The sequence below is a fragment of the Mitsuaria sp. PDC51 genome, from assembly GCF_900113225.1.
Taxonomy (GTDB): Bacteria; Pseudomonadota; Gammaproteobacteria; order Burkholderiales; family Burkholderiaceae_C; genus Roseateles.
Genome location: NZ_FOZE01000002.1, coordinates 993,794 through 1,011,044, shown reverse-complemented (window position 1 = coordinate 1,011,044; position 17,251 = coordinate 993,794). Strand labels below are relative to the sequence as shown.

General features: G+C 67.0%; 16 protein-coding genes and 4 tRNA genes. 19 read left to right on the top strand and 1 reads right to left on the bottom strand.

Annotation, left to right across the window (positions count from 1 at the left end):
• Positions 1–8: 8 nt before the first annotated feature.
• From BM393_RS15850 to BM393_RS15815, 8 genes are read left to right on the top strand one after another with little or no spacing between them, the layout of a single operon-like run.
• Positions 9–752 (top strand): GntR family transcriptional regulator, encoded by a 744-nt coding sequence (locus BM393_RS15850; protein ID WP_091728146.1) that lies wholly within the window; start codon positions 9–11, stop codon positions 750–752.
• Positions 749–1,888, top strand: a complete 1,140-nt coding sequence (gene nagA, locus BM393_RS15845; protein ID WP_091728143.1) for an N-acetylglucosamine-6-phosphate deacetylase — start codon at positions 749–751, stop codon at positions 1,886–1,888. The genes BM393_RS15850 and nagA overlap by 4 nt, the downstream gene beginning before the upstream one ends.
• Complete coding sequence (locus BM393_RS15840; protein ID WP_091731651.1) at positions 1,878–2,888, top strand: SIS domain-containing protein; 1,011 nt, start codon at positions 1,878–1,880, stop codon at positions 2,886–2,888. Before nagA ends, BM393_RS15840 begins: the two co-directional genes overlap by 11 nt.
• Positions 2,889–2,934: 46 nt before the next feature.
• Entirely contained in the window at positions 2,935–4,416 is a 1,482-nt protein-coding gene (gene nagZ / locus BM393_RS15835; RefSeq protein ID WP_091728140.1) for a beta-N-acetylhexosaminidase, read from the top strand.
• A gap of 22 nt (positions 4,417–4,438) precedes the next feature.
• Entirely contained in the window at positions 4,439–5,758 is a 1,320-nt protein-coding gene (locus tag BM393_RS15830) for an MFS transporter (protein WP_091728137.1), read from the top strand.
• The gene (locus BM393_RS15825; protein WP_091728134.1) at positions 5,755–6,657 is read left to right on the top strand and encodes a glycoside hydrolase family 16 protein; all 903 of its coding nucleotides are present in this window, start codon (positions 5,755–5,757) and stop codon (positions 6,655–6,657) included. Before BM393_RS15830 ends, BM393_RS15825 begins: the two co-directional genes overlap by 4 nt.
• Before the next feature lie 28 nt (positions 6,658–6,685).
• Positions 6,686–7,759: an acyltransferase family protein gene (locus tag BM393_RS15820; RefSeq protein ID WP_091728131.1), complete on the top strand. Its 1,074-nt coding sequence runs from the start codon at positions 6,686–6,688 to the stop codon at positions 7,757–7,759.
• Between the two features lie 28 nt (positions 7,760–7,787).
• A complete protein-coding gene (locus BM393_RS15815) occupies positions 7,788–8,498 on the top strand; it encodes a DUF6445 family protein (RefSeq protein WP_217648452.1) in 711 nt (236 codons plus the stop codon).
• A 136-nt stretch (positions 8,499–8,634) separates the two neighbouring features.
• Here the strand turns inward: BM393_RS15815 and BM393_RS15810 are convergent, their stop codons facing one another.
• The gene (locus BM393_RS15810) at positions 8,635–11,274 is read right to left on the bottom strand and encodes a TonB-dependent receptor (protein ID WP_091728129.1); all 2,640 of its coding nucleotides are present in this window, start codon (positions 11,272–11,274) and stop codon (positions 8,635–8,637) included.
• 468 nt (positions 11,275–11,742) lie between these two features.
• Here BM393_RS15810 and BM393_RS15805 point away from each other — a divergent pair.
• From BM393_RS15805 to rplL, 11 genes are all read left to right on the top strand, one after another.
• Positions 11,743–11,828: transfer RNA gene (locus BM393_RS15805), tRNA-Tyr, on the top strand.
• 82 nt (positions 11,829–11,910) lie between these two features.
• Positions 11,911–11,984: transfer RNA gene (locus BM393_RS15800), tRNA-Gly, on the top strand.
• 71 nt (positions 11,985–12,055) lie between these two features.
• A tRNA-Thr gene (locus BM393_RS15795) sits at positions 12,056–12,130 on the top strand.
• A gap of 43 nt (positions 12,131–12,173) precedes the next feature.
• Positions 12,174–13,364: an elongation factor Tu gene (tuf, locus tag BM393_RS15790; protein ID WP_091728089.1), complete on the top strand. Its 1,191-nt coding sequence runs from the start codon at positions 12,174–12,176 to the stop codon at positions 13,362–13,364.
• 17 nt (positions 13,365–13,381) lie between these two features.
• Positions 13,382–13,457 (top strand) — tRNA-Trp (locus tag BM393_RS15785).
• 146 nt (positions 13,458–13,603) lie between these two features.
• A complete protein-coding gene (gene secE / locus BM393_RS15780) occupies positions 13,604–13,987 on the top strand; it encodes a preprotein translocase subunit SecE (RefSeq protein ID WP_091728126.1) in 384 nt (127 codons plus the stop codon).
• A 22-nt stretch (positions 13,988–14,009) separates the two neighbouring features.
• A complete protein-coding gene (nusG, locus tag BM393_RS15775; RefSeq protein ID WP_091731642.1) occupies positions 14,010–14,594 on the top strand; it encodes a transcription termination/antitermination protein NusG in 585 nt (194 codons plus the stop codon).
• A gap of 218 nt (positions 14,595–14,812) precedes the next feature.
• Positions 14,813–15,244 (top strand): 50S ribosomal protein L11, encoded by a 432-nt coding sequence (gene rplK, locus BM393_RS15770; RefSeq protein ID WP_091728125.1) that lies wholly within the window; start codon positions 14,813–14,815, stop codon positions 15,242–15,244.
• Between the two features lies 1 nt (position 15,245).
• A complete protein-coding gene (gene rplA, locus BM393_RS15765) occupies positions 15,246–15,953 on the top strand; it encodes a 50S ribosomal protein L1 (RefSeq protein ID WP_091728122.1) in 708 nt (235 codons plus the stop codon).
• A 287-nt stretch (positions 15,954–16,240) separates the two neighbouring features.
• Positions 16,241–16,768, top strand: coding sequence for a 50S ribosomal protein L10 (gene rplJ / locus BM393_RS15760; RefSeq protein WP_091728120.1), 528 nt, complete (start codon positions 16,241–16,243; stop codon positions 16,766–16,768).
• A gap of 49 nt (positions 16,769–16,817) precedes the next feature.
• Entirely contained in the window at positions 16,818–17,198 is a 381-nt protein-coding gene (gene rplL, locus BM393_RS15755) for a 50S ribosomal protein L7/L12 (protein ID WP_091728117.1), read from the top strand.
• Positions 17,199–17,251: the final 53 nt, after the last annotated feature.

The window sequence follows — 17,251 nt, the reverse complement described above, 5'->3', positions numbered from 1 at the left end:
GAAGCCCGATGAGCACCAAGCTGCCCTTCCAGTTCAAGCCCGATCCCGCCGCCGCCTCGCCGCTGTACATGCAGCTGGCCCACAAGCTGGCCCAGGCGATCCGCGAAGGGCAGTACCAGGCCGACGAGGCGCTGCCGTCCGAGCGCGTGCTCTCCGAATCCCTGGACCTGTCGCGCGTCACGGCGCGCAAGGCCATCGACCGCCTGGTCGAGCAGGGCCTGATCGTGCGCAAGCGCGGCTCCGGCAACTACATCGCGCCCAAGCTCGAGCAGCCGCTGTCGCGCCTGACCAGCTTCTCCGAGGAGCTCCACCAGCGCGGCTTCAAGCCCAGCAGCCGCTGGCTGACCCGCGGCTTCGCCATGGCGGCGCCGGACGAGCAGCTGTCGCTGGGCCTGACCACCGGCCAGCGCGTCGCGCGCCTGGAGCGCCTGCGCCTGGCCGATGCCGTCGTCATGGCCTATGAGCTGTCGGTGCTGCCCGAGGCGGTGCTGCCCGAGCCGCAGAAGGTCGAGTCCTCGCTGTACGAGCACCTCGCCCGGCATGGCGGCGCGCCGGTGCGCGCGCTGCAGCACATCCGCGCGATCAACGCGGACTCGCGCCTGGCGGGTCTGCTGGAAGTGCCGGTCGGCCAGGCCGTGCTGTTCATCACCCGCGTGGGCTACCTCGACCAGGGACAGGCCGTCGAGCTCACCCATTCCTACTGCCGCAGCGACTACTACGACTTCGTCGCGGAGATGAGGCGAGACGGATGACGACCCAGCACATCGACGGATTCGTACTGACACCTGGCGGCTTCATCCGCGGTGTGCTGGAACATGACAAGGGACGCGTGGTCGGCATCGACGGCAGCGCCGTCCCCGAGCACGAGGCCCGCCACGGCGCGCAGGACCTGCCGCTGATCCTGCCGGGCTTCATCGACACCCACGTCCACGGCGGCGCCGGCCGCGACACGATGGAAGGCGGCGACGCGGCCGCGCGGCTCGCGCAGCTGCATGCGCGGCACGGCACGACCTCGCTGCTGGCGACGACGATGACCGCGCCGCTGGACGAGATCCGCCAGGCGATGCGCGCGCTCGCGCCCACCTGCGTCGAGCGGCCCGCCGGCGGCGCGCGCGTGCTGGGCGTGCACCTCGAAGGGCCCTACATCAACCCCGGCAAGCTCGGCGCGCAGCCGGACTTCGCCAAGGCCGCGTCGATCGACGAGATCCGCGCCCTGCATGCGCTGGCGCCGATCCGCCTGATCACGCTGGCCCCGGAGCTGCCCGGCAACCTCGAGCTGGTGGAGCGACTGAGCGAAGCGGGCTTCCGCATCCAGATCGGCCACACGCTGGGCACCTACGAGGACGGCGTGGCCGCGCTGGCTCGTGGCGCCGGCGGCTTCACCCACCTGTTCAACGCGATGACCGGCCTGCATCACCGCGAGCCCGGCATGGTCGGCGCGGCGCTGGCCCACGCGCGCTACGCCGAGATCATTCCCGACCTGCTGCATGTGCATCCGGGCGCGATCCGCGTCGCGCTGCGCAGCATCCCGCACCTGTTCTGCGTCACCGATTCGACGGCGGCGGCCGGCATGCCCGATGGCGAGTACCGGCTCGGCCGCCATCGCGTCACCAAGTGCCTGGGCGGCGTGCGTCTGCCCGACGGCACGCTGGCCGGCTCGACGCTGACGATGGACCAGGCGCTACGCAATCTGGTGTTGAAGCTCGGCCTGTCGATCGAGGACGCGTCGCGGCGCGTCTCGACGAACGCGGCCGATTACCTGGGTCTGGACGATCGGGGCCGCCTGGCCCCGGGCGCCTGGGCGGACTTTGTCGTGATGGACCGTGGCTTGCAGTTGCACAGCGTGGTCGTCGAAGGAGAAGCGATTGACCTCGCGCATGCTGGATGAGGCGCTGAGCGCGCCGCAGGTGGTGGCCCGTCAACTGGCCGCCGATCAGAACGCCTACGCGGCCCTGGGCGACGCGCTACGGGAGCAGCCGCCCAGCGCGCTGCTGACGATCGCGCGCGGCAGCTCGGACCACGCGTCGCATTACCTGGCCTATCTGGTCATGGCGCGGCTGGGCCGGCTGGTGACCTCGCTGCCGATGTCGCTGATCACGCTCTACCAGAGCAAGATCGAGAGCAAGGGCCTGGTCTCGCTGGCGTTCTCGCAATCGGGCCAGAGCCCCGACCTGGTGTCGCCGACGCAGTACTTCCGCGCCAATGGGGCGCGCACGGTGGCCTTCGTCAATGCCGACGGCTCGCCGCTGGAAGCCGCCGCCGAGCACGTGTTCCGCCTGCACGCGGGCGTCGAGCAGAGCGTGGCCGCGACCAAGAGCTACATCGCGCAGCTGGTGGCCGGGGCGCGCGTCGTCGCCGCGTGGCAGGGCGACGAGGACCTCGCCGCCGCGCTGCAGGCGCTGCCGCAGGCGATGGAGCAGGCCGCCCGGCAGCGCTGGGACGTGGCGGTGGACGCGCTCAAGGGCGCGGACAAGCTCTTCGTCATCGGCCGCGGCACCTCGCTGCCGATCGCGCTGGAGGCGGCGCTGAAGTTCAAGGAGACCTGCGGCATCCAGGCCGAGGCCTTCTCCGGCGCCGAGGTCAAGCACGGCCCGATGGCGCTGGTGGACGAGGGCTACCCGCTGCTGGTGTTCGCGCCGCGCGGCCCGGCGCAGGCCGGCCTGCTCGCGCTGGCCGAGGAAATGCGCGGCCGTGGCGCGCGCGTGCTGCTGGCGGCGCCGGAAGGCACGCCGGGCGCCGAGCTGCCGCTGACCTGCACCGGCAACGAGGACCTCGATCCGATCGCCGCGGTGCAGAGCTTCTATCCGATGGTCGAGGCGCTGGCCCAGGCCCGGGGACTGAACCCCGACCAGCCGCGCCATCTGGCCAAGGTCACCAAGACCCATTGATGTCCCACCCCGCCGTCGACCCGCGGCCCAGGCAGAAGAGAACGACATGAGCGAGACAGCATTCCATCCGGGCCGGCTGGTGATGGTGGACATCCAGGGCAAGCGCCTGGATGCGGCCACCGCCGCCTTCCTGCGCGACAACCGGATCCGCGCGGTCTGCCTGTTCCGCAAGAACCTGGGCACCGAGGCCGAGGTCCGGCAGCTGACCCGGGACCTGCGCGAGGCCATGGGCCCGGACGCGCTGATCGGCCTGGACCAGGAGGGCGGGTCCGTGGTGCGCGCCACCTTCCTGCCGCAGCCGCCGTCGGCGATGGCGCTGGGCGCGGCGGGCGACGAGGGGCTGGCCGAGCAGGTTGGCGCCGCGGTCGCGCGCGGGCTGCGCGGCATCGGCATCAACTGGAACTTCGCGCCGGTCACCGACATCAACAACAACCCGGCCAATCCGGTGATCGCCGAGCGCAGCTTCGGCGAGACCGCGGACACCGTCACCCGCCTGGCCGGCGCCTGGATGAAGGGTTCGATGGCTGCGGGCGTGGCCTGCTGCATCAAGCACTTCCCGGGCCATGGCGACACGCATGTCGATTCCCACCTGGACCTGCCGACGGTGGACAAGTCGCGCGCCGAGCTCGACGCGCTCGAGCTCAAGCCCTTCCAGGCGCTGCGCGACCTGGCGCCGTCGATCATGACGGCGCACATCGTCTATCCGAAGATCGATCCGCTGTACCCGGCGACGCTTTCCAGGACGCTGCTGGGCGGCATCCTGCGCGACGAGTACGGCTACGACGGCGTCGTCATCACCGACGCGCTGATGATGAAGGCCATCGCCGAGCGCTACGGCTACGCGAAGGCGGCGGTGCTGGCGATCAACGCCGGCGCCGACATGATCCTGGCGCAGGGCTCGCTGGACGAGCAGGCACAGGCCATCCACGCGCTGCAGGACGCGCTCACGCGCGGCGACCTGAGCGTCGAGCGCGGCCGGCAGGCGCAGGCGCGGCTGGACAAGCTGGCGCACGATTTCCCGGTCCGCTTCGACGACTACCAAGGCGCGCCGCGCGAGGCCGACGACCGGCTGATGCGTCGAGCCTGGGCCGCGGGCCTGAGCGCGCTGCGTGGCGCGATGCCGCCGGCGACCGATCGCCCGACCCGCGTGCTGGTGCAGGACGAAGTGCCGACCGACGGCGTCTCCGAGGCCGGACCGACCGGCGCGCAGGTGCGCGCGCTGTTCGAGGGCTACCGCGACGTCGAGTTCGTCTCGCTCGCCGACATCGCCGCCCTGGACTGGGCGACGGTCCCGGCGGATGGCCGCTTCACCATCGTCGCCTCGACGCACCGGGCGCGCTACGGCGCGCAGGCCGGCAACTGGCGGCCCGACCTGCACCTGGTGCTCTGGAATCCGTTCCAGGCGCTGGACGTGGCCGCGCCCACGGTGATCAGCTGGGGCTACGCCGACGGCGCGCTGGCGGCCCTGGGCGACTGGCTGCAAGGCCGCGGCGAGGCCGGCGGCCAGTCGCCGGTGACGCTGAACTGAGCATCGATCCGAGGGCCTCGACATGAGCCAGCCGCAGACTTCCTCCGCGCCCGCGCGATCGCCGATCCGCTGGGTCTCCAGCCTGTACTTCGTGCAGGGCATGCAGTTCTTCGTCGTCATGCTGATCGCTGGCCTGATGTTCAAGAACATGGGCGTGGCCAACGACCAGATCGCGCGCTGGACCGGCCTGCTGGGCCTGGCCTGGGCGTTCAAGCCGCTGTGGAGCCCGTTCCTGGAACTGGCGCGCAGCAAGAAGCTGATCGTCGTCGCCGGGCAGTTCACCGGCGCTGCGGGCCTGGCGCTGATGGCGGTGGCGCTGCAGCTGCCGATGTGGTTCGCGGCCAGCATCGCGGTGCTGTTCCTGCTCGCGTATGCGTCGGCCACGCACGACATCGCCTGCGACGGCCTGTACATGGCCGCGCTCGACGACAAGCAGCAGGCGGCCTATGCCGGGTGGCAGGGCGCGTTCTTCAACGCGTCGAAGTTCCTGACGCTGGGCGGCCTGCTGGTGCTGGCGGGACATCTGGAGCGCGGCATCGGCGTCATGAACGCGTGGTCGGTGATCTTCGCGCTGCTGTCGGTGCTGCTCTTCGTGCTGGCCAGCTACAACGCGTACGCGCTGCCCGGTGCGCTCAACACCGAGCACGGCGACCTCACGGCGGCCGGCGTCTGGCGCACGCTGCGCGAGGTCATCGCGGACTTCCTCAGCAAGCCAGGCATCTGGCTGATGATCCTGTTCATCGTGATGTTCCGCTTCGCCGAAGGGCAGGTGCAGACCATCGGCCCGCTGTTCCTGATCGAGGCGCGCGACAAGGGCGGCCTGGGCCTGAGCACCGAGCAGGTGGGCGGGATCTACGGCACGGTGGGCACGGCGGCCTTCCTGCTGGGCAGCATCGCCGGGGGTTACTTCACCAGCTGGATGAGCCTGCGCCGCGCGATGCCCTTCCTGATCGTGGCGATGGCGGTGCCCAACGCGACCTTCTACTACCTGGCCGTCACGATGCCGGCGGATCTTTGGCACGTCGGCTTCGCCGTCGCGGTGGAGATGCTGGGCTACGGCTTCGGCTTCGTCGGGATGATCCTGTTCATCATGCAGGCCGTCGCGCCGGGCAAGTACCAGACGGCGCATTACGCGCTGGGCTCGGGCGTGATGCAGCTGGGCTTCATCTTCTCCAAGACCATCAGCGGCGACATCCAGCTCGCGATGGGCTACGAGCATTTCTTCCTGTGGACCATCGCCTGCGGCGCGCCGGCGCTGATCCTGCTGCTGTTCGTGCGCATGCCCGGGCGGGCACCGCAGGAGCCGGCGGTGGCGACGGCGCCGGTGGAGAACGCGACATGAAGGCGATCGCCGCGGGCCTCGTGGCGATGTCGATGGCCGGTGGCGCGCACGCCGCCGAGCCGCAATTCTTCTTCGACGACTTCAGCTACGCCGACACCGCCGCGCTGTTCAAGCAGGGCTGGACGGTCCGCAGTGCGCCGGGCCACCCGGGCATTCCCGGCGCTCGTTGGGCGCCCGAGGGCTTGAGCGTCGTCGACGGCAAGCTGCGCCTGCATGGCGTGACCGACGGCACCGGGCCGGGCACCGCGCAGGTGCAGGTGTGTCACCAACGCAAATACCTCGCGGGCACTTATGCCGCGCGGATCCGCTTCAGCGACCTGCCGGTCAGCGGTGCCGATGGCGACCCGGTGATCCAGACCTTCTACGCGGTCAGCCCGCTCAAGCACGACTTCGATCCCGAGTTCAGCGAACTGGACTGGGAGTACCTGCCCAATGGCGGCTGGGGCAGCGACAAGACCCGCATCTACGGCATCACCTGGCAGACGGTGCGCCTCGATCCATGGCTGGCCTTCAACCAGCAGCACGAGGAGTTCGGCCCGCTGGGCGAGCGCGGCCGCGACTGGCACACGCTGGTGATGCAGGTCGCGGAGGGCCGCACCCATTGGTTCATCGACGGCCGCAAGATCGACGAACACGGCGGCCGCAACTATCCGGTGGTGCCGATGTCGATCAACTTCAACCTGTGGTTCTCGCCGGGCGGCCCGCTGCCCGCGGGCGTCGCCGGCGGCCCGCCGCGGGTGTACGAGCAGGACGTCGACTGGGTCTTCCACGCGAAGGACACCGTCCTGAGCCCGGCCCAGGTGGAGGCGCAGGTGAAGCGCTGGCGCGCCGGCGGCGTCGCGCGGCTCGACCAGGTCCCGCCGGCCACGCCCGCGCTCGAGAGTCGCTGCGACTTCTGAGCGTCTGTTTCCTTCCGATCCTCGTCCCATGAACGCTTCCTCGAAACGCATTGCGTCCGTCGACGCGATGCGCGGCCTGGCCGTCGCCGCGATGCTGCTGGTCAACAACCCCGGCGACTGGGGCCACGTCTACGCGCCGCTGGAGCACGCGGCGTGGAACGGCTGGACGCCGACCGACCTGGTGTTCCCGTTCTTCCTGTTCATCGTGGGCGTCTCCTTGTCGCTGGCCATGGGCGCGCGCATCGAGGCCGGCGACGGTGCGTCCTTGCGCGCCACCGTGGTCCAGCGCGGCTTGCGCATCGTGGCGCTGGGACTGGTGCTGCACGCGCTGGCGTGGTGGCTGATGGACAAGCCGGCGCTGCGCATTCCCGGCGTGCTGCAGCGCATCGGCCTGTGCTTCGCGCTCGCCGGCCTGATCGCGATCCAGTGGCGCGCCGCCGGTCAACGCGTCTGGCTCGCCGCCTTGCTGGCCGGCTATGGCGCCTTGCTGCTGTGGGGCGGTCCCCTCGACAAGGCCGGCAACATCGCCAGCCGTGTCGATGCGTGGCTGCTCGGTCCGCATGGCTACGAGTGGGACCCAGTGACCGGCCTCGGCCATGACCCGGAAGGCCTCGTCGCGACGCTCGGCGCCCTGGCGACGACGTTGCTGGGCTGGCGCTGCGGCGAGGCGCTGCGCGCCGGCGCCCTCAGGCAGCTCGCGGCCGTCGGCCTCATCGCGGCGGCCACGGGCTTCGCGCTCGACGCCATCGGGCTGATGCCGATCAACAAGAATCTCTGGACGCCGTCCTTCGTGTTGTGGACCGGGGGGCTGGCCGCGCTGGTGCTGCTCGCGGCGCATGTGCTGATCGACCGGCTGGGCGCGCCCGCGCTGTTCCGCAGCTTCGGCGTCAACGCGATCGCGGCCTACGCAGGGGCCTGGATCTGCACCGTGTTCCTCGAAGGCTTCGGCTGGATGAGCCCGCTCTACGCGCACGGCTTCGGCTGGCTGGGCGCCTGGCTCGGGCCGCATGCGCAGTCGCTGGGCTTCGCGCTGGCCTTCGTGGGCGTGTGGTGGCTCATCGTGCGTGAGCTCGACAGGCGCCGCTGGTACTGGAAGATCTGAGCGGACCGCGCCCGCACAATACCGTTCCATGAGCCCGGAGACCTTCGCCATCCGCATGCCGCCCGACATCCGATCGGTGCGGGTCGGCGAGCATCCGGTCGTCGTCATCGACGATTTCCTCGCGCATCCGCAGGCGCTGGTCGAGGCAGCCTGCCAGGCCCGCTTCGACCGCTGCCCGGGCGCTGACGAGCGCAAGGGCTATCCCGGGCTGCGAGCGCCGGTGCCGGCGGCCTATAGCGAAAGCCTGACGGAGCTGCTGGACCCGTTGATCCGGCTGAACTTCGGCGTCCCCGAGGAACTGCCGCTGCGCAAGTCGCCGTGCGCGTTCTCGCTGACGACGGTCGCACCCGAGGATCTGGGGCCCCTGCAGCGGGTGCCGCATTTCGATGCCAGCACGCCGCACTTCATGGCCGTGATGCTCTACCTCTGCGACGAGCGCCATGGCGGTACCGCCTTCTACCGCCACAAGGCCAGCGGCCTGCAGCAGATCACCGCCGATCAGCGCGAACGCTACGGCGACTTGATCTATGCGGAGATGGAGCGCTCCCCGGCGCCGCCGCGGTATTTCAGCGACTCGGACGATTGCTTCGAGCTGCTGGGCATGCTGCCGGCGCGATTCAACCGCCTGGTGGCCTACCGGGGCAGCCTGTTGCACTCGGCCATCGTCAATCCCGCGCTGGGCCTCAGCAGCGATCCGCGCCAGGGCCGGCTGACCATCACCACCTTCTACGACTTCTAGCGCGCGAGCGCCGCCCGCCCGCAGGCGGAGAGTCGCTTGCTTGCTTGCTTGCTTGCTTGCTTGCTTGCCCGGCCGCGCAGCGCAACGAAAAAAGCCCGGCGGCTGCCGGGCTTTCGAAGTGACGCAGCGGTGCCGGTCAGAACTTGGCGCTCAGGCCCAGCTTGTAGGTGGTCTCGCCCTTGAAGCTCCAGGCCGGGAAGCCGGCGCGCAGCGGATCCTTGATGGCGGTGTTGGAGGCCGCCGCGGCGCCGTACTGGACGTCGTCTTCCTTGGTCAGGTTGATCGCCTCGAACGACAGCCGCAGGTTCTTCGTGATGTTCCAGCCCACGCTGGCGTCCAGCGTGCCGTAGGCATCGTGCATGCGGTTGCCATACCAGAACGCGCCTTCGCGGATCATGTACTTCGAGCGCCAGTTGTAGGCCAGGCGAGCAAAGTACTGCTCGTTCTCGTAGTAGCCGACCAGGTTCACGTTGTGCTTGGACGACTGCGTGAACAGGCTCAGCCCATCCAGGTAGCTGCTGGCCGGCGCCGTGCCTTCGGTGAAGGTGTAGTTGCCCTGCGCGCCGAAGCCGTTGCCGAAGGCGTGGTTGGCCTGCAGTTCGATACCGCGGATCTTGCCGCCGCCGGCGTTCTGGAAGCTCTGCACCGTCCAGTTGTCGACGCCGGTCTTGGGATCGACCAGGCCGACCTTCTGGTTCGGCGTGGCGATGGCGACGACGAAGTTGGAGATGTCCTTGATGAAGTAGGTCGCCGACATCATGTTGCCGCGGCCGTAGTAGTACTCCAGGCCGAGGTCAGCCTGGCTCGACTTCATCGGCTTGAGGCCGATGTTGCCGATGGTCCAGGTCTCGTTGCCGTTGCGGTCGTCGTTGTAGCCGGACACCGTCACGCCGAACATGTTGGCGAAGTTCGGGCGCGTGATGGCCTGCGAGGCGGTCGCCCGCAGCACCAGGTCGCTTCTCAGGTCGAAGGCCAGGTTGATGCTGGGCAGCACGTCGTTGTAGGTCGACTTGGTGGACGTGGTGGTCTTGGCCCAGTTCTGGTTGCCGGCGTACTGGTCGGCCGGCGTCACGCCGTCGAACAGGTAACCGGTGCTGGTGGCCTTGGTGGAGACGTAGCGCACGCCGAAGTTGCCGCGCATGCCCTTGGTCTCGAACTCGAACATGCCGTAGACCGAGCGGTTCTTCTCGTTCAGCTCGCCATAACCGGAGCGGTCCTCGACCCAGCCGGAGATGTTCCGGTTGGTGTTGTCCAGCATCGCGCCGATGTTGGCGCGCGGCACCGTCCATCCGCCGACGTTCACCGAGCCGTCGAACAGGCCGGAGGTGGCCACCGGCGTGATCGTCGTGTTCCAGATCGGGCGGTAGCTGCGCTTCTCGAAGGTGTGGTCGGCAAAACGCACGCCGGTCTTGAAGGCGTTGATCACGCCCCAGTCCAGGTCGAAGGTGGCGTCGAGCTGGCCGAACTTTTCCTTGTCCTTGTTGGGACCGGCGGAGGTGGCCCAGGTTTCCGGCGACATCTGCGCCGGCAGGGAGCCGACGCCCCAGGACTGGTCGTTGCTCGGGTTGACCTTGATCTGCTTGCCGGTGGCGTCGATCGTGCCCTGCCAGTTCGGGCGCGTGAACGGGCCGGCGGCGCCGTCGAAGGCGGCGGTCTGGTAGTTGGTGGTGGCCGAGGTGCCGCCGTCCGCCTTGGTCGTGCCGACGACGAGGTCGAACTTGGCGCTGCCCAGGGTGTAGTGGGCGTCGGCCACGGCGCTTTCCGAATCCATGCTGGCGCCGCGCGCCCAGACCTGGAAGAACTTGTGCGGCAGCGGGTTGGCGGCCGTGGTCGTGCTGTGCAGGCACATGCCGTTCGGGTTGAAGTCCGACTTGACCGCGGTATTGCGCTGGTCGCAATTCTGGTCATGCATCAGGTAGTCGCTGGAGTTGGAGCTGTCGGCATCCAGCTTCAGCTTCAGCAGGTTCAGGCCGACTTCGAAGCCCTCGACCGGGCGCGCCTGCAGGGCGACGTTGAGCGAGGTGCGCTTGCGCTCCTGCACGAAGGCGGTCGGGGCCACGTCGCTGTTCCAGCGGCTGTCGGCTTCGACGCCGCGGCGGATGTAGTCGCCCTTGGACAGGCCGGCGGCGATCAGCGCGCCAAAGGTGCGGCTTGCGTTGCGCCAGCTGTACAGCCCGGAAGCTTCCTTCTCCGAGTCGCTGATGGTGCCGTCGCCGTAGCGCACGCTGCCGAAGACCGTGTTGGCCTTCAGGTCCAGCGGCTTGCGGGTCTTGACGATCACCGTGCCGCCGATGCCGCCTTCGGTCAGGTTGGCCTGCGAGGACTTGTAGACCTCCATGCCGCCGATCATTTCGGCGGGGAGCAGCGAATAGTTGAACGAGCGGTCGATGTCCATCTGGTCATACCAGCCGGTGGACGCGACGGTCTGGCCGTTCAGCGTGGTGTACGTCATCTGCGGGTCGGTGCCGCGGATCGACACCGAGGCGCCCTGGCCGAACGCCCGGCCGACCGAGATGCCGGGGATGCGGCCCAGGGCCTGGCCGACGTCCGAGTCGGGGAGCTTGCCCACGTCCTCGGCGCTCACGGCATCGACAACGGCGCTGGCGTTCTTCTTGATGTTGGCGGCCGACTGCAGCGACGCGCGGATGCCGGTCACCACGACCTGTTCCAGCTGGGTGCCGTCGTCCTTTTTCTGTTCCTGCGCCTGCACGGCGAAGGCCGCGCTCAGCAACGTCAGCGTCACCGCCGCTGCGATAGGGGTCTTGTTGACCTTCATGATGAACTGCTCCTCGAATGGCCTGGAGTTGTTGGCCTTTGATGAAGACTCGGCACCTGAAATCACGACACCCATCGGCGGAGTGGCATGCAGCTGGCGCCCCCGAATACACCTCAATGCAACCAATGCCATGCCACTATAACGAGCGGTAACGCCACTTTGCTACCAGTTTGACGCCGGTGTTTTCCCTGCTGTGGCATCGCCGCGACCCGCATGGACAGCGGTGTCGAGGGTGTGGCGCTCAAGAAGGTCTGCGGGGAGGGTGGGGCCTCGGGGATGAGACCAGTTGGCGTTGAATTGGTATTACTTGTGGTCCGCCCCGGCAGGCGTTGCACTGTGCGCTCCCGCGCTTTGGTGGTGCCCCCCGATCACACTCCGCGTGGAGAGCGCCAATCGCACGCCAGAGGTGCGCGAGCCAAAAAGTATTTGCGCCAAAAAAGAACGGTGCTATAGTCGTGGGCTCGCCTCGGAGGGGTGGCCGAGTGGTTAAAGGCAGCAGACTGTAAATCTGCCCGCTAACGCGTACGCTGGTTCGAATCCAGCCTCCTCCACCAAGGCGAACGGATGCAAGAGCAACGAATCGGGTGATCGTCACCCGCTTCGCGGTTCAAGCAGCTGGAATTGGAAAACTCCCGGGCGGGAGTAGTTCAATGGTAGAACCTTAGCCTTCCAAGCTAATGACACGGGTTCGATTCCCGTTTCCCGCTCCATCGGAAGTTGAAGGTGTCGTGTCGAGATATCGGCACAGGTTTGCTGATAAGGTCATCAATCCTGTGTCGATGCCCATGTGGCTCAGTGGTAGAGCACTCCCTTGGTAAGGGAGAGGTCACGCGTTCGATCCGCGTCATGGGCACCAACCCTCTTCTCTCGTTTCTTGATCTGATCGCCAGGAGCGCAAGATGGCAAAAGGCAAGTTTGAACGTACCAAGCCGCACGTGAACGTGGGCACGATTGGTCACGTTGACCACGGCAAGACGACGCTGACGGCCGCGATCGCGACCGTGCTGGCGGCCAAGTTCGGCGGCGAAGCCAAGGCCTACGACCAGATCGACGCGGCGCCGGAAGAAAAGGCCCGTGGCATCACGATCAACACCGCGCACGTCGAGTACGAGACGGCCAACCGCCACTACGCGCACGTTGACTGCCCGGGCCACGCTGACTATGTGAAGAACATGATCACGGGCGCGGCGCAGATGGACGGCGCGATCCTGGTGTGCTCGGCCGCTGACGGCCCGATGCCCCAGACTCGCGAGCACATCCTGCTGGCGCGTCAGGTCGGTGTGAAGTACATCATCGTCTTCCTGAACAAGTGCGACATGGTGGACGACGCCGAGCTGCTGGAGCTGGTGGAAATGGAAGTCCGCGAGCTGCTGAGCAAGTACGACTTCCCGGGCGACGACACCCCGATCATCAAGGGTTCGGCCAAGCTGGCGCTGGAAGGTGACAAGGGCGACCTGGGCGAGCAGGCGATCATGCGCCTGGCCGACGCGCTGGACAGCTACATCCCCACGCCTGAGCGCGCGGTGGACGGTGCGTTCCTGCTGCCGGTGGAAGACGTGTTCTCGATCTCGGGCCGTGGCACGGTGGTGACTGGTCGCGTCGAGCGCGGCATCATCAAGGTCGGCGAGGAAATCGAGATCGTGGGCATCCGCGATCTGCAGAAGACCACCGTCACCGGCGTGGAAATGTTCCGCAAGCTGCTGGACCAGGGTCAGGCGGGCGACAACGTGGGCATCCTGCTGCGCGGCACCAAGCGCGAGGACGTCGAGCGCGGCCAAGTGCTGGCCAAGCCGGGCACGATCAAGCCGCACACGCACTTCACTGCTGAGATCTACGTGCTGAGCAAGGAAGAAGGCGGCCGTCACACCCCGTTCTTCAACAACTACCGTCCCCAGTTCTACTTCCGCACGACGGACGTGACTGGTGCCGTGGAGCTGCCGAAGGACAAGGAAATGGTCATGCCGGGCGACAACGTCAGCATCACCGTGAAGCTGATCGCTCCGATCGCCATGGAAGAAGGTCTGCGCTTCGCCATCCGTGAAGGCGGTCGTACCGTCGGCTCGGGCGTCGTCGCGACGATCATCGAGTAATTCAAGTCAAAGGCCACAGGGGCATAGCTCAATTGGCAGAGCGTCGGTCTCCAAAACCGAAGGTTGGGGGTTCGAGACCCTCTGCCCCTGCCAACGATCAGCGATAAGCGAACGTTGGTCCTAGTGGTCGCGCCAAGCCCGCGGGAGTCATCTCGGCGGGCTTTGCTGCTGGTGGGTTCGGCTGGAATGTTCCAGGCGAACAAATGTCGCGGCGCTGAGCCGCGACGGAAGTGAGTTCAATGTCCAATCCTCAAGTCGAAACCGTCACGACGGGCGCCGACAAGGTCAAGCTGGCTGGCGCCGTGCTGCTGCTGGTGGCCGCGATCGTCGCCTTCTACGCGCTGAGCAAGCAAGGTCCGTGGGTGCAGTGGGGTGCCCTGCTCGCGTTGCTGGCTGCGGCCGTGGGGGCGTTCTTCACGTCGGAGTCCGGCAAGTCGCTGATTGCCTATGGCCAGGACTCGATCAAGGAAGTGGGCAAGGTGGTCTGGCCGACCCGCAAGGAAGCTGGCCAGATGACGTTGTATGTGTTCGCCTTCGTCGTGGTGATGGCGCTCTTCCTGTGGTTCACCGACAAGACGCTGGAGTGGGTGCTGTACGACCTGATCCTGGGTTGGAAGCGCTGAGCGGGAACGGATGGGGACCAAGATGAGCGAAGATCAAAACGTCGTTGCGACCGAGTCGACCGCGCCCGCTGGCCCGGCCAAGCGCTGGTATGTCGTGCACGCCTATTCCGGCATGGAAAAGGCGGTGGAGCGCAACCTGCGTGAGCGCATCGACCGCGCCGGCATGCAGGACAAGTTCGGTCGCATCCTGGTGCCGACCGAGGAAGTCGTCGAGCTGAAGAACGGCAAGAAGGCCGTGACCGAGCGTCGCTTCTTCCCCGGGTACGTGCTGGTCGAGATGGTGATGGACGACGACAGCTGGCATCTGGTCAAGCACACGTCCAAGGTCACCGGCTTTGTCGGTGGTGCGAAGAACCGCCCGGCGCCGATCTCGGAAGCCGAGGTCATGAAGATCGTCAACCAGATGCAAGAGGGCGTCGACAAGCCCAAGCCGAAGGTGGAATGGATCGTCGGCGAGATCGTCCGCGTCAAGGAAGGTCCGTTCACCGACTTCAACGGCAGCATCGAGGAAGTCAACTACGACAAGTCGAAGCTGCGCGTCTCGGTCACGATCTTCGGTCGTGCGACCCCCGTCGAGCTGGACTTCGCCCAGGTCGAGAAGGTCTGATCGGCGGTGAATGGCATGGCGGCTCGGGCCGCCATTCGTCATTCCGCCCAATGAACAAGAGCCCGAAGGTGCTCGACGGCGAAAGCCGGCGCAACCTTCCGTGACCAGTCCGCAACGAGAAGCGGACAAGAGGAGCGAGGGTACGTCTTCCGGACCAGCCCCTCGCGCTAGCACTCAGGCGAAACGGCGTGGCCGTCGTGTCGCCATCAGGAGAAAACATGGCCAAGAAGATTGTCGGCTACATCAAGCTGCAAATCCCGGCTGGCAAGGCGAATCCGTCGCCTCCGGTCGGTCCCGCGCTGGGTCAGCGTGGTCTGAACATCATGGAATTCTGCAAGGCGTTCAACGCCCAGACGCAGAGCTATGAGCCGGGCCTCAAGCTGCCCGTCGTGATCACCGCCTTCGCGGACAAGAGCTTCACCTTCATCATCAAGTCGCCCCCGGCGACCGTGCTGCTGAAGAAGGCTGCCAAGATCGACAAGGGCTCGCAGCGCCCCCATCTGGACAAGGTCGGCAAGCTGACCCGCGCCCAGCTGGAAGAGATCGCCAAGACCAAGCAGAAGGACCTGACGGCCGCCGACATGGATGCCGCTGTCCGTACCATCGCCGGCTCCGCCCGTTCGATGGGCATCATCGTGGAGGGTGTCTGACATGGCCAAGCTGACCAAGCGTCAACAAGCCCTGCAGGGCAAGGTCGAATCGACCAAGCTGTACGCGCTGACCGAGGCGATCAACCTCGTCAAGGAATGCGCCACCGCCAAGTTCGATGAAGCCATCGATGTGTCGATCCAACTCGGCGTCGACGCGAAGAAGTCGGACCAGGTGGTCCGTGGCGCCGTCGTGATGCCCAACGGCATCGGCAAGACCAAGCGCGTCGCCGTGTTCGCCCAAGGCGCCAAGGCTGAAGAAGCCAAGGCCGCCGGCGCCGACGTCGTCGGCATGGAAGACCTGGCTGAGCGCGTCAAGGCGGGCGACATGCCCTTCGACGTCGTGATCGCCTCGCCGGACACGATGCGCATCGTCGGTACCCTGGGTCAGATCCTGGGCCCGCGCGGCCTGATGCCGAACCCGAAGGTCGGCACCGTGACCCCGGACGTCGCCACCGCCGTCAAGAACGCCAAGGCTGGCCAGGTCCAGTTCCGCGTCGACAAGGCCGGCATCATCCACGGCACGATCGGCCGTCGCTCGTTCGACACCGACAAGCTGGAAGGCAACCTGCGCGCGCTGGTCGAAGCCCTGAACAAGGCCAAGCCGGCCTCGAGCAAGGGCATCTACCTGCGCAAGATCGCTGTCTCGTCGACGATGGGCGTTGGCGCCCGCGTGGACGTCGGCACGATCAACGCCGCAGCGGCCGCCTGAGGCTTTATTCAGTTGAGGCGTCACGCGAGTCTGGCGTGCGCCGATGAATTGGTGGGCTGGCCGGGGAAACCCGGCCAGGTCATCCAAGACCGCTGGCGAGAGTTTCCGCAGTTCGGGGAGCTCGCTTAATCGGAGGCTCCGGCCTCCAGCCAGCGCAGATGGCGGTCCCGCTGAAAGGATTCGAATCGCGTTCGTCGCGATGGGTTCCTGACAGAAGGTCGCTGATTCCGGTGCCCGAGACGCGATGGACCTCCGTCGCATCGAGGGCGTAATGTGAGGAGTAGACCTTGAGTCTCAATCGCAACGAGAAAGCAGCCGTCGTGTCCGACGTGGCAGCGCAAGCCGCCAAGTCCCAGACGCTGGCGCTGGCCGAGTACCGTGGCCTCACCGTTGAAGCCCTGAACAAGCTGCGCGTCACCGCGCGTGCCCAAGGCGTGTACCTTCATGTCCTGAAGAACACCCTGGCTCGCCGTGCTGTCGCCGGCACCTCGTTCGAGGCTGCAACGGACGCCATGGTCGGCCCGCTGATCTACGGCTTTTCGGAAGACGCTGTCGCGGCTGCCAAAGTCATCGCTGACTTTGCCAAGACCAACGACAAGCTCGTCATCAAGGGTGGTGCCTACGGCGGCAAGGCTCTGGACGTCAACGGCGTGAAGGCGCTGGCGGCTGTCCCGACCAAGGAAGTCCTGCTGTCGCAGATCGCCGGCCTGCTCAAGTCGCCGGTGCAACGCACCGCGGCCGTGCTGGCTGCCCTGGCTCAGCAGAAGGGTGGCGGCGCCGAAGCCGCTACCGAAGAAGCTCCTGCCGCAGCCTGATCGACGCTGCATTCGCGCAATCAAAACACTCTGTATTTAGGAACCTATCATGGCATTCGACAAAGACGCTTTCCTGGCTGCCCTGGACAGCATGACCGTTCTGGAACTGAACGACCTGGTCAAGGCGATTGAAGAGAAGTTCGGCGTGTCCGCCGCTTCGATGGCCGCTCCGGCTGCTGGCGGCGCTGCCGCTGGTGGCGCTGCCGCCGCCGAAGAAAAGACCGAGTTCAACGTCGTCCTGACGGACGCCGGCGCCAACAAGGTCTCGGTCATCAAGGCCGTTCGCGAAATCACCGGCCTGGGCCTGAAGGAAGCCAAGGACCTGGTCGACGGCGCTCCGAAGCCCGTCAAGGAAGGCATTGCCAAGGCCGACGCCGAAGCTGCCAAGAAGAAGCTGGAAGAAGCCGGCGCCAAGGTCGAACTCAAGTAAGACCTTGTGGGGATCCGGTGACTCGTTCACCGGATTCCAATCCGCGAGAGGGG